This is a genomic window from Maricaulis sp. W15, from assembly GCF_001924955.1.
Classification (GTDB): Bacteria; Pseudomonadota; Alphaproteobacteria; order Caulobacterales; family Maricaulaceae; genus Maricaulis; species Maricaulis maris.
The window spans coordinates 459,383-472,128 of the sequence record NZ_LQXG01000001.1 but is presented as its reverse complement, the minus strand read 5'-3'; the positions used below and the strand labels follow the sequence as shown (position 1 = coordinate 472,128).

The following is a 12,746-nucleotide window of genomic DNA, read 5'->3' as shown; positions in this document are numbered from 1 at the left end:
CCGTTAAACGCGTTCGATGATGGTCGCGGTGCCCATGCCGCCGCCGACGCAGAGCGTGGTCAGGGCGGTTTGCTTGCCCGTGCGCTCCAGCTCGTCGAGGACGGTGCCCAGGATCATCGCGCCGGTCGCGCCCAGCGGGTGACCCATGGCGATGGCGCCACCATTCACATTCATGATGTCGTGATCGATGTTGTAGGCCTGCATCAGGCGCAGCACGACCGCGGCGAAAGCCTCGTTGAGCTCCCACAGGTCGATATCGCCCGCTTCCATGCCGGCCTTTTTCAGAGCCTTGGCGGTGACCGGGACCGGGCCGGTCAGCATGATGGTCGGTTCCGAACCGATCGAGGCCATCGAACGGATCCGCGCCCGCGGCTTCAGGCCGGCACGCTCGCCCGCCTCTTTCGACCCGACCAGGACCATGGCCGAGCCATCAACGATACCCGAGGAATTGCCGCCGGTATGGACCCAGTTGAGGTATTCCACTTCCGGATACCGCTGGGTCGCGACCGCTTCAAAACCGACGAAATCGGACATGTCCTTGAAGGCCGATTTCAGCGAACCGAGGCCCTGCATGTCAGTACCCGGACGCATGTGCTCGTCATGATCAAGGATCGTGGTGCCCAGCTGGTCCTTCACGGCAACGACCGACTTGGCAAAGCGGCCCTCTTCCCAGGCCCGCGCCGCGCGCTTCTGGCTCTCGACGGCATAGGCGTCGACATCATCTCGGCTGAAGCCGTATTTGGTGGCGATCAGGTCGGCAGAAACGCCCTGCGGCACGATGTAATTGTCGAAGGAAATCTCCGGGTCGACGCCCATGGCGCCACCATCCGAACCCATCGGCACGCGCGACATGGCTTCGACACCGCCGCCAATGGCAAAATCGGCCTCGCCGGACATCACCTTGGCCGCCGCGACATTGACCGCTTCCAGGCCCGAGGCACAGAAACGATTGAGCTGATAGCCGCCCGTGGTTTCGGCATAGCCGGCATTGATCACCGCCGACCGCGAAATATTGGCGCCCTGCTCACCGACCGGCGAGACGACCCCCATGATCACGTCATCGACGAGCGCGGTGTCGAGATTATTGCGGTCACGGATCGCGGCGAGCTGCTGGGTAGCCAGCTGCAGCGCGGTGATCTCGTTGAGCGCCCCGTTCTTTTTCTTGCCGCGCGGCGTGCGCGTGGCGTCGAAGATATAAGCTTCTGTCATGGTCACTTCCTTTCCCTTGGCGGGGTGGTTCCCTTTATCGACGTAAGTTTTCTGCCCCCGCTAGCGGGGGAAGTGGCCCTCGGGCGCATCGCGCTCGGGAGCCGATGAGGGCTGGGCACGGGACTAATCATCCTCTTCCGCCTCGTCCTCGATCATGTGGTAGGCGACGGCGTGTTCGCCGCGTTCATTGAGGGCGTGGGCGATGCGCAGACGCTCCTCCAATGGCTTGTTCTGGGAGAGCTTGGCCTTGCCCTCCAGGCGGTCAATCTCGAGCTCGAAAGGCTGGATGGCGCGTTCCAGCATGGCGCGGCGCTTTTCTTCCAATTGGGTGATCCGCCACTCGCTCTCAAAATCGGCGATCTGCGAGGACAGCGCCCGCTCGGCCTCGACACCCTCGAGCGGCACCAACGTACCAAAGGCGTGCACGGCGACATAATTCCAGGTCGGCACATTCTCGTGCGGCCGCGAATACCAGGTCGGCGAGACATAGGCGTGCGGACCGGTGAAAACGACCATCGCCTCCTTTCCCGCCTTGATCGCCTCGGAGGCCGGGTTGGCCATGGCGACATGGCCGATCAGGACCAGGCGCTCATCGGCCAGCTTGAAGGGGATATGCGTCGCGGCCAGATCCGGCTCGCCCGGAATGAGCAGCAGACCGAAATCATACGAACGCATCACCGCCCGCATCTCGCTCTCGTCTTCCATCCGGAAATGTGTGGGCGTGTACATCAGGCGGGCTTTCCTTTTGTGCGAAGCCAGGCACCCAGCGGAAAGCCCGCACAAACCACCACGGTGAACCCGATCAGCGGCCACGGCAATCCATCGCCCAAACTGGCATGGGCGAGCGGATCGGCACCGCCCAGCACGGCATAAACCAGCGACGACAGGAGCCAGGGGCCGAACTGCATGGCGACATAGCCAGCCGCCGCCCAGAGAGCGAACCGCCCGTCGCGCAGGAACCAGCCAAGCCAAATGGCAAAACAAGTCGCCGCGACAAGCCCGATCACCAATCCCCCGCTGAGCGGATGAAAGGGGGAAAAACCCGACGCCAACTCCACACTCAACCAAATCATCGACGCGGAAACGCCGGCCGCATAGGCACCCGCACCGCCAGCGATCGCGGCGATGAGGAGGGAACGGGTGGAGTTGTCGCGAGCGTCAGTCATTCCCTACAGCGTCCTGGCAATCAGCAGCTTCATGATCTCGTTCGTCCCGCCATAGCCAATGCAGGCGGGTTGTGCGGAGCGGAGAAGGGAGGTGGCGGGTACGACGATCACCTGAATTTCTCCCGAAGAATTTGCAGACCCGCGCCGAGCAATAACAAGCCGACGAGCACAAGGACCGGCATCATGAAGGGAAAATATGACACGGAGGTGCGAAAACCGACCTCGCCCGGGGCCAACGGTCGGATGGCTTCGACCCAGTTGAGAGCCTTCAGGGCCCCATCGGCCAAGCCAACAAAAGTGAGACCCGCCGCTCCCCAAATGATGGACCCTTGTCTACGAAGCCACCAACCAATCGTGATCACGCCCAACGCGGCCAACAGCCAAGCCACCGCATCAAGCGTTGCGCCAAAACGCGCTGCTGCGTCGAACGACCATCCGTCCATCAGACCGGCCGCATTGGCGACCGAAAGAACACTGCCATTGATCGAGGTATAAAGGCTGATCGCACTCAGCCCCGCAAAGACGGACAGCACACGATTGCGAGGGGTCCTCCCGTCTATGATGACCGCATCATTCATCCCTACAGCGTCCTGGCAATGAGCAGCTTCATGATCTCGTTCGTCCCGCCATAGATCCGCTGGACGCGGCTGTCGGTCCACATTTTCGCGATCGGGTATTCGCGCATATAGCCGTAGCCGCCATGCAGCTGGACGCATTCGTCCATGACTTCATTCTGGGCTTCGGAGACCCAGTATTTGGCCATCGAGGCGGTGGCGGCGTCGAGTTCGCCTTTCATCAGGCGTTCCGAGCAGTGATGGGTGAAGACCTCGGCCAGAGTCGCCTTGGTCTTGCATTCGGCGAGCTTGAACTGGGTGTTCTGGAATTTCAGGATCGGACGGCCAAACGCCTCGCGTTCCTTGGTGTAGTTGATCGTCTCGTGCAGGGCGCGTTTCATGGCGCCGACACCCTGGACGGCGATCTGCAGGCGTTCCTGGGGCAATTGCTGCATCAGTTGGATGAAGCCCTGGCCCTCTTCCTGGCCGAGCAGGGCATCGGCCGGCACCCAGACATCCTCGAAGAAGAGCTCGGCCGTGTCCTGGGCCTTCATGCCGACCTTGTCGAGGAGGCGACCGCGACGGAAGCCCTCGACCTTGTCGGTCTCGACCATCAGCAGGGAGACGCCGTCAAAGCCCTTGGACGGATCGGTCTTGGCCACGACGATGATGAAATTGGCCGAACCGCCATTGGTGATGAAGGTCTTCTGGCCATTGATGCGATAGCCATTGCCGTCCTTGATCGCCGTCGTCTTGACGCTCTGAAGGTCCGAGCCCGTGCCCGGTTCGGACATGGCGATGGCGCCGATCAGCTCGCCGGAAATCATCCGCGGCAGGACCGACTTCTTCTGATCTTCCGAGCCGTAATGGGTGACATAGGGGGCGATGATGGAATTGTGCAAGCCGACACCCCAGCCGGCCGCGCCGATCTCGGCCCCTGCCGTGTGGAAGACGTATTCATGGCCCCAGTCGCCGCCGGCGCCGCCATATTCCTCGGGCACGGAGGGGCACAGAATCCCCGCCTTGCCGGCCTTGGTCCAGATCTCGCGATCGACCATGCCCTGTTCTTCCCAGCGTTCGGCATTGGGCACGCATTCCTTCGCCATGAAGGCGCGAACCGTGTCCTCGAACATCCGCACATCCTCGCGTTCGAGAAAGGCCGGACGGGGCACATTGAGTGGGTCCTGAAACATGAAACGTCCTCCCCAGACGGTTCTTTTGAGACGAGCCTGACCGCGGGATGGCGGATGCCCTTTATCAACCGGAATTGTGTGGCGGGCCGCTCTCTTTTGTCGGAACGGTCCCGCCGATTTGTCGTTCAGTCTGCGCCTAGAAGGCGTCGGCTTCCAGCGCCATCATGGAGTCGGCGCCGGCCTCGACCTTGGCCAGGTGCATGGCCGCTTCCGGGACCCAGCGGTCGAGGAAATACTGGCCGGTCTTCAGCTTGGCGGCATAGATCGGATCGCTGTCGCCGGCGGCGATCTTGGCCGAGGCGACCTTGGCCATTTTCGCCCACATATAGGTCAGGCAGGTCAGGCCGAAGAGGCTGAGATAGTCGTGGCTGCCGGCGCCGGCATGGTCGAAATTGTTGAGCGCATTATTCATCAGCCAGTCGGTGGCCTGTTTGAGCTTGCCCTTGGTCTCAGCCACAGCGTCCACGAAGGGCTGGGTCTCGTCATTGCCGCCTTCGGCGATGAAGGCGTCCAGCTCGGCGAAGAAGGTCGTGATCGGGCGCATGCCGTTCATCGCCAGCTTGCGGCCCACCAGGTCGAGCGCCTGGATGCCGTTGGTGCCTTCATAGATCAGGGTGATGCGGGCATCGCGCAGGAGCTGGGAGGCGCCCCATTCCTCGGTGAAGCCGGACCCGCCATGAATCTGCAGGCCGGAAGAGACCATGTCATAGCCCTTGCCGGTCAGATAACCCTTCACGATCGGGGTCAAAAGCGCCATGTAGTCGCCGGCCTTTTCGCGCATGGCCGGGTCGGAGGCTTTTTCCTCGAGATCGCCTTGCAGGGCGGTCCACAGGGCAAAGCAGCGGGCCGCTTCGACGAAGGACTTCTGGTCCATCAACATGCGACGCACGTCCGGATGGACGATGATCGGATCGGCCGGGCCATCCTGGTTTTTCGGTCCGGTCAGGGAGCGACCCTGGAGGCGGTCTTTCGCAAAGCCGAGGGATTGCTGGTAGGCGGCCTCGGCCAGGGCATAGCCCTGCAGGCCGACACCCAGACGGGCCTCATTCATCATGATAAACATGATTTTGAGGCCCTTGTTCTCGTCGCCGACCAGCCAGCCGGTCGCCTCGTCATAGTCCATGACGCAAGTGGCATTGCCGTGGATGCCCATCTTGTGTTCCAGGCCACCACACTTGGCCGCGTTACGCTCCCCCGGATTACCGTCGGCATCGGGGATGAATTTCGGCACCACGAAAAGCGAGATACCCTTCACGCCTTCCGGCGCACCCTCGATGCGGGCGAGGACCAGGTGGATGATGTTCTCCGCCATGTCGTGCTCGCCGGAGGAGATCCAGATCTTCTGGCCGGTGATCTTGTAGGAGCCGTCGGCCTGCGGCACGGCCTTGGTGCGCAGGAGACCGAGATCGGTGCCGCAATGCGGCTCGGTCAGATTCATCGTCCCGCCCCACTGGCAGGAGATCATCTTGGGCAGGTAGAGCGCCTTTTGCTCATCGGTCCCGCCGGTCGCCAGCGCGGCCGCGGCGCCCAGGGTCAGACCCGGATACATGCCGAAGGCCATATTGGCCGAGGAGACCATCTCGTTGAAGGCGAGATTGAGGACATGCGGCAGGCCCTGGCCGCCATATTCCGGATCCGAGGACAGCGCCGTCCAGCCACCTTCGGACATTTGTTTGAACGCGTCTTTCCAGCCGGTCGGCGTCTTGACGTTTCCGTCCGCGTCACGCGTGCAGCCTTCCTCATCACCAATCTTGGAGATCGGAGCGAGCACACCCTCACAGAATTTGGCCCCCTCCTCGAGGATGGCGTCGACCGTGTCGGCATCGGCGTCGGCGAAGCCGGGCAGGTCGCCATACTGGGCAATATTGAGCACGTCATGCAGGACAAAACGCTGGTCACGAACCGGGGCGCGATACGGGGTGGTCATGATGGGTCTCCGGGGAGCGGGGTGTGAATTATTGTGATTTGTAATGGCGCGATCAGGGCGGGCGATACCGGGTCAACCCGGTGACAGACCGCTCCAGTCTTCCAGATGGGCATTGGCCAGCGCCTCGAAGGCGCGGGCCCGGCGACGGACATCGTCCGGCGGGGTGCGGTCTTCCAGGCGCTCGCGCATCCAGTCGAGACCGGCCTCAAGCTCAGCCAGGGCACGGGCGACATCCTCGCGCTGCTGCTGCAGCACGGTGATGCGGTGCTCGAAACGTTTGATCGCCGGCTCCAGACGCTCGCGGCCGCCACGGTCGATCGCCTGCAGGTCGAGGATTTCCTTGATCTCGTCGAGCGCAAACCCGACCCGCTTGCCGCGCAGGATCAGCTCAATCCGGGCCCGGTCCTCGGCGGAATAGACCCGGGCTGCACCGCGGCGCAGCGGATGGATCATCCCTTTTTGCTCATAGAAGCGGAGCGTGCGCGGGGTGATATCAAACTCGTGGGCGAGTTCGCGAATGGTGAATTCGGCATCGGGAGCGACAGGCTTGATCATGGGGTGAATGGTGTTCACGAAGTGACGCGAACGTCAACGTCAAATATATGACAGACGGAAATTTTCAGCCTTGCCGGGCTCATCCGCCTTTGCCCCCTTTCATCTTCACGGCAGGCACGGCACAGTCCGCCGCATGTTGCGTTCTCCTGCCCTCCCCGCCCTCGCCCTGACCTTGTCGGCCCTTATTGACTTGGCCCTTCCTGCCAGTGCCGCCGCCCAGGCCGGCCAGCCCGATCCCGGCTTCTCCATCCTGGCGCCACAGGCCGGACGGACGGATCCGACACCCGACCAGCCGGTCGCGGACCTGTCGGATGAGACCTATATCGTGATCGGGCCGCACCTTGATCGCGATTCCTATCTGGCCCTGCGCGGCGGCACGCATGACCAGGTCCTGCGCACCCGCTGGCGGATCGCGCGGACCGCGCTCGACGGGACGGCGCTGGACAGCGAACAGCGCGAGATCGTGATCGGTGACGGCTATGTCACCGAGACCGGCGAGTCCGAGCGCGTCATCCAGGATTTCCTGACCCGGCGAACCCTGACCCGCGTCCCGGCGCTGGACGGGCCGGTCATGCGCAACGAACCCTTCGTCGCCCACATCCATCGCCAGATGAACACGTTCGCCTATTACACCGAGGGCGGCACGCTGGATCAGGTGACCGGCCCCGGCGGCACGGCATTCGATCGGTTCTGGATCGAAGCCGCGATGGGTGTGCGACTGGCCGAGGCCGAGCTTGCCTCGACTGTGAACGAGGACGGCATCACCGAAATCCGCCGCAATGCCGACGGCTCAGCCCTGTTCACACACCGCGATGACAGATTGGGCGCCGGTCGCCCGGCCGCCCTGTTCCGCGCCTGGCTGCAACACTCCGTCCCGGTCCATCCGGACGCGCTGGCCACGCTGGTCGATGAGGCCGGCATTCCGGCGGAGTTCAGCTTCCTCGTCTTCAGCCCGTCCAGTCCGGACGGGCGCCGCGAGACCTGGACCCGGCTCAGCGAGCACGAGGACGCGGCCGCCTTCCCCTGGCCCGAAGGCCTCGCCCCGGCCCGCGCCGACAGCTACCAGATCGACGACCCCGCCGTGCGCGGCCTGCTGCAGGCCGGGCTCGACGCTGCCGCCCGACCATCAGCAGCGCCGGCCGATGCCGACTTCCTGGCCGCCGCCGACGCCGCCCAGCGCCGCGCTGATCCCGCCGGCGCCTATCTCGCCCTGTACCAGATCTCGCACCATCAGGGCCCGTGCCGTGGCGACACGCCGTCGCCAGTGTGCAATCGGATGAGCCAGGTCACCGCGTCAGGGATCGGCAATGCCAATTTTGAAGCCCTGATGAGCGCCATCACCAGCATGCAGAGCGACCGGGCCGCCGCCATCACCATCCTGCGCGACCACCTGCACCGGGACGGGCTGGAAGGCGGCGCCGCCAACCTGCTCGCCGCCCAGGCCCTGGCCGCCCTGCGCAGCAGCCAGGCTGGCGCCCTGCCGGACATGAATCTGCCGGCCCTGTTCGCCGCCAGCGCCGTCGCCGACCCTTATGCACCGATGGCATTCTGGCATGGTGGCCGGTTCGTCGCGAGCCAAGGCGATGTCGAGACGGCCTGGTTGTTATTTGATATTGCCCGCTCGCTGCCGGCCTCGCAGAGCCTGCCGCCGGCCCGCGAAGCCGTGGCAATGAGCGAGCAGTTGCAGATGCTTGCGCCCGGCTTCTTCCTGCATGTCAGCGACACCCCCCAGGATGACCCTGACCAAGACGCCGACGAAGGTAACGCCGTCGACCCGGTCGAAAACTGAGTCGGAACGCCAACTTATCCACACATTTTACCCACCATTAACCGAGTCAGAGCCTTGTTCAGACTCAGGATTTCGCACCCGTGTGCGTCAATCTGAGATTTGGTGTGGAAACACTACATATTGGGTCTCCACCCTTGGTTTACACAATATTAACCACGGAATAGCCTTCCGCGGGTTAGGCTGAGCGAGCGAATCAAATGTCGTCTATGGGTAACCCTTGGAGCGTGAAAGGGATTGATCCCCGCGCCCGGGCGAGAGCCAAGACGGCCGCGCGCAAGGAGGGCATGACCCTCGGCGAATGGCTCAACCGCGTCATCCTCGAAGACAATGATCCGTCCTCCCCGCACTGGGATGATGCGCTGGAAGCCTTCCCCGGCTTTGGCAGCCAGCAATCGCTGAGCGAAGACGAGGACAAGCTGCTGCGGGCCATGGTCAATCGCCTGTCCGAACGTGTCGACAGCAGCGAACAAATGTCGGCCCGCACACTCGGCGGCATCGACAAGGCGATCACCCAGCTGGCCGAGAAGATCAGCAAGACCGGGACACGCACCCAGTCCGAACTGGCCGCAGCGCGCGACAGCATTGAACGCGTCAAGAAAAGCCAGGACGAGATGGGCGACCGCCTGCGCACGCTGGAAAGCGGTGGCGGCAGCGGCGCGTCTCCGGACACGGTGAAGGCAGTCGAGACCACAATCATGAAGCTGGCGCGCCGGCTCTATGAACACGAAAATGACACCGCTGCCCGCGTTCATGAGGTCGGCGACGACAGCAAGCGCATGGCCGAGAGCCTGGAAGAGCGTCTCGCGCGGCTGGAAAACCGGGCCGAAGACTTCGCCGAGCTGACCAAGAAACATGACGACCGCACCGCCGAAACGCTGAACGGCCTGCACACCTCGACCGAAATGCTCAAGGCCCGCATCGAAGGTTCCGAGCGCGTCACCAATGATGCTGCCCGCCTGCTGGAAACCTCCTTCACACGCCTCGACGATCGGCTACGCCAGCTGGAAACCCGCAATTCCTCTGACACGGTCGAGCTGGAGCGCCGCTTCGAACGCCTGACCGATGACGTCGCCCGCACCATCGCCGAGACCCGCAACCAGGTCAGCCAAGCGCTCAACAAGGCCGCCGCCGAGCCGCGTGTTGACCGGCTGGAGGATGCCCTCGCCAAGGCCCTCGACCGCATCGACACCGCCGAACGCCGCCAAGGCGACAATATGGCCCGCCTCGGCGAAGAGATCACCAAGCTGGCCGGCGCCATCGACCGCCGCCTCACCGAGAGCGAACGCCGTTCCGTCGAGGCTCTGCGCGAAAGCCAGTCGGAACAAAAGCTTGATCGCCGCCTCGATGAAGTCCGCCAGGAACAAAAGGACTCCATGAAGCGTATGGGTGACGAGGTCACCCGCCTCGGACGCGCCCTTGGCGACCGCATCGTGAAGTCGGAAGAACGCGCCGCCGGCATGGTCGAGACCGCGACCGACCGCATGGCCCAGATGATGGATCGGCTGGAACAATCCGGCCGCGAAGACAATCTGGAAGACCGGCTGCGCCAGTCCGAGGAACGCACCGCCCAGCGCATTGAAGAGGCGCTGTCTGGTGTCAAGGATCGCATGAGCGCGGTGCGTGCCGAGACCGAACAGGCCTTGTCGCCGGTCCAGCGCGCCATGTCAGCCCTGGCCGACCGGCTTGAAGCCATTGAAGGTCGCGGCAAGCCGGCGCCGGACAGCGAGCCGGAGACCGGCAAAGCCGAAGACGACGCCGCGCCGGACCCGGCGATTGATTTCGACACACCGCTGGCGCCGCCGCCGCAGGCCGAGACGCCATCGGGTGGCTTCGACATTGACGGCGATGACCCCTTCCTCGCCGAGGCCGACCCTGTGACACCGGTCGCGGCCGCTGCACATGCCGCGCCGATCCTGCGCGAGAAGCCGGCCCGGCCCCAGACGCCCTCGACGGCGGCTGCCATGCCGACGCCAGCCCCCCAGGCACGCGGCCCTGTACAACCACCGGCCCAGCCGGCCCGTCCGCACCGCATGGGCGCCACCGCCGATGCCGATTTCCTGGCCGCCGCCCGCGAGCGCACCCGCACCGGCATGCCGAGCCAGGGCAGCGATACGGGTGAACAACGCCGGTTGCCGCAGTCCAAGCTCGGCCGCAGCCTGCTCTACACATTGCCGGTCATCGCGCTGGTGATGCTGTCCGGTGCCGGTGCGCTGTTGATCTGGGAAGCCTGGCAAGGTGATGGCGAACGCGTTGCCGCCGACACAGCCGCCGAACGCAGCTTCATCGCCCAGGTTGAAGCCGACCTGTCCGGCAGCGACAACCAGACCGCCGCCACCACAGCACCGAGCAACACTGCCGCGTCGCAAACCGCCGAAGCGGACGCCGCGACGCCGCCAGTCAATCAAGTCCCGGAACCATCGCCGGACCAGCCACCGGCCCAAACCCGGGTCGCTGAAGCCCGGCCGGCAACCGATAATCCGCGGCCGCCGGCCAACCAGGTCGCCGACGCCACAGGCACCAGCCTGCCCGCCGCGCCAAGCGCGACGGCAGTCGAACCCGCGCCCGTTCCGACACGCACGGCCTCAAACAACAACCAGCCCGGCCGGATGACGCTGGAAAGCGCCGCCGCCGAAGGCAATCCGGTCGCCCGCTACCAGCTGGGCGTGCGTGCACTGGACAATGGTGACGCCGCGACGGCTGCCATCCTGCTTCGTCGCGCCGCCGAACAGGGCGTGCCAGCGGCTCAGTATCGCTATGGCAAGCTGCTGGAGACCGGCGAAGGCGTCGAGATCAATCTCGAAGATGCCCGCCGCTGGACCGAACGGGCCGCCAATGCCGGTCATCGCCGGGCCATGCACAATCTCGGCGTGATGTATTACTATGGTACCGGTGCCGCCCAGAACATGGAGACGGCGGCACGCTGGTTCCAGGAGGCGGCCCTGCTTGGTCTGCGCGATTCCCAGTTCAATCTGGCGCTGCTCTACGAGACCGGCGACGGCGTGCCGCTGAGCCTTCCCGACGCCTATGCCTGGTTCACCATCGCCGCCAGCGAAAGCGATCCGACGGCGACCGAGCGCGCTGCGGCCCTCGCCGAGCTGATCGAACCTGCCGCCCTCAGCGCCGCCCGCTCGACCGCCGCCGGTTTCACGCCGCGCCCCCTCGATGGCGAAGCCAACGGCATTTACGCCGACCTGCCTTGGGAACGGGTCGCGACAACCGACACGGCCATCGTTCGCCGCGCCCAGGGCTTCCTCTCGGTGCTCGGCTATGGCCCCGGTCCGATCGACGGCGAAATCGGCGGCCGCACCCGCGACGCCATCATGCAATTCGAGGCCGATCAGGGCCTGCCCCGCACCGGACGTGTCGATGCCGTTCTCGTTGAACGCCTCGAGCGCGCGGCGGCGGGCTGACCGGCGGTGCAGATCTACCTCCCGATCGCGGAAATCTCGGTCAACATCTTCCTTTTGCTCGGATTGGGCCTCGGCGTCGGCTTCCTGTCCGGCATGTTCGGGGTTGGCGGCGGCTTCCTGATGACGCCGCTATTGATCTTCATCGGTGTGCCGCCGGCGGTCGCCGTCTCGACGGGCGCCAACCAGATCGTCGCCTCCTCCATGTCCGGCGTCTTCCCGCATTGGCGACGCAAGACGCTCGACATCAAGATGGGCTTGCTTCTGCTTATCGGCGGCTCTGCAGGCTCGATCGCCGGAGTGCAACTCTTCGCCCTGTTGCGCGGACTGGGGCAGATCGACCTCATCATCTCCCTGAGTTATGTCGGCTTTCTCGGCGTGGTCGGCGGATTGATGATGGTCGAGAGCGTGCGCTCCATCCTGCGCGCCGCCAATCCGGAAAAGGCGGGCAGCAAACGCCCGCTGCGCCGGCGCGGCTGGATTTCGCGCCTGCCGTTCAAGATGCGTTTCCCGACATCGGGCCTCTATATATCGGTCCTGCCGCCACTCGCGATCGGCCTTTTCGTTGGCACGCTGGTCGCGATCATGGGCGTTGCCGGCGGCTTCATCATGGTACCGGCGATGATCTACATGCTGCGCATGCCGACCAGCGTCGTGGTCGGCACCTCCCTGTTCCAGATCCTGTTTGTCACCGCCCTGACGACTTTCCTGCAGGCTGCCCAGAACCAGACCGTCGACATATTGCTGGCACTCTTGCTGACCGTCGGTGGCGTCATCGGGGCGCAGTTCGGCGCCCGCGCCGGCCGCAATGTGAAGGCGGAGGAATTGCGCGCCCTGCTGGCCGCCCTGGTCCTGGCCGTATGCCTGAAAATGGGCTGGGATCTGGTGGTCACGCCGTCCGATCTCTTTGTCATCCTGCCTCGCGGCGCCGGCGAGGGGTTTTGAG

At 64.5% G+C, this 12,746-nt stretch carries 10 protein-coding genes; 3 read left to right on the top strand and 7 right to left on the bottom strand.

Features of this window, described 5'->3' with window-relative positions:
* Positions 1-3: 3 nt before the first annotated feature.
* The 7 genes from AWH62_RS02220 to AWH62_RS02190 all read right to left on the bottom strand — a co-directional run bounded on the left by AWH62_RS02220 (position 4) and on the right by AWH62_RS02190 (position 6,604).
* Positions 4-1,209, bottom strand: coding sequence for an acetyl-CoA C-acetyltransferase (locus tag AWH62_RS02220; protein WP_075188809.1), 1,206 nt, complete (start codon positions 1,207-1,209; stop codon positions 4-6).
* 123 nt (positions 1,210-1,332) lie between these two features.
* On the bottom strand, positions 1,333-1,938 hold the full coding sequence (locus tag AWH62_RS02215; protein ID WP_075188808.1) for an FMN-binding negative transcriptional regulator: 606 nt from the start codon (positions 1,936-1,938) through the stop codon (positions 1,333-1,335).
* Positions 1,938-2,375: a hypothetical protein gene (locus tag AWH62_RS02210; RefSeq protein WP_075188807.1), complete on the bottom strand. Its 438-nt coding sequence runs from the start codon at positions 2,373-2,375 to the stop codon at positions 1,938-1,940. Before AWH62_RS02210 ends, AWH62_RS02215 begins: the two co-directional genes overlap by 1 nt.
* Positions 2,376-2,482: 107 nt before the next feature.
* Positions 2,483-2,953, bottom strand: coding sequence for a hypothetical protein (locus AWH62_RS02205; RefSeq protein ID WP_075188806.1), 471 nt, complete (start codon positions 2,951-2,953; stop codon positions 2,483-2,485).
* A gap of 2 nt (positions 2,954-2,955) precedes the next feature.
* Entirely contained in the window at positions 2,956-4,122 is a 1,167-nt protein-coding gene (locus AWH62_RS02200; RefSeq protein WP_075188805.1) for an acyl-CoA dehydrogenase family protein, read from the bottom strand.
* Positions 4,123-4,258: 136 nt separating this feature from the next.
* Positions 4,259-6,049 carry an acyl-CoA dehydrogenase C-terminal domain-containing protein gene (locus tag AWH62_RS02195; RefSeq protein WP_075188804.1) on the bottom strand — a complete coding sequence of 597 codons (1,791 nt, stop codon included), beginning with the start codon at positions 6,047-6,049 and terminating at the stop codon, positions 4,259-4,261.
* 72 nt (positions 6,050-6,121) lie between these two features.
* Positions 6,122-6,604, bottom strand: a complete 483-nt coding sequence (locus AWH62_RS02190) for a MerR family DNA-binding transcriptional regulator (RefSeq protein ID WP_075188803.1) — start codon at positions 6,602-6,604, stop codon at positions 6,122-6,124.
* A 133-nt stretch (positions 6,605-6,737) separates the two neighbouring features.
* Here AWH62_RS02190 and AWH62_RS02185 point away from each other — a divergent pair, with 133 nt between their 5' ends.
* The 3 genes from AWH62_RS02185 (at position 6,738) to AWH62_RS02175 (ending at position 12,745) form a co-directional block, all read left to right on the top strand.
* The gene (locus AWH62_RS02185) at positions 6,738-8,393 is read left to right on the top strand and encodes a hypothetical protein (RefSeq protein WP_075188802.1); all 1,656 of its coding nucleotides are present in this window, start codon (positions 6,738-6,740) and stop codon (positions 8,391-8,393) included.
* 284 nt (positions 8,394-8,677) lie between these two features.
* Positions 8,678-11,803, top strand: a complete 3,126-nt coding sequence (locus tag AWH62_RS02180; RefSeq protein WP_158025537.1) for a peptidoglycan-binding protein — start codon at positions 8,678-8,680, stop codon at positions 11,801-11,803.
* A 6-nt stretch (positions 11,804-11,809) separates the two neighbouring features.
* A complete protein-coding gene (locus AWH62_RS02175) occupies positions 11,810-12,745 on the top strand; it encodes a sulfite exporter TauE/SafE family protein (protein ID WP_075188800.1) in 936 nt (311 codons plus the stop codon).
* The last annotated feature ends 1 nt before the right edge of the window (position 12,746 follow it).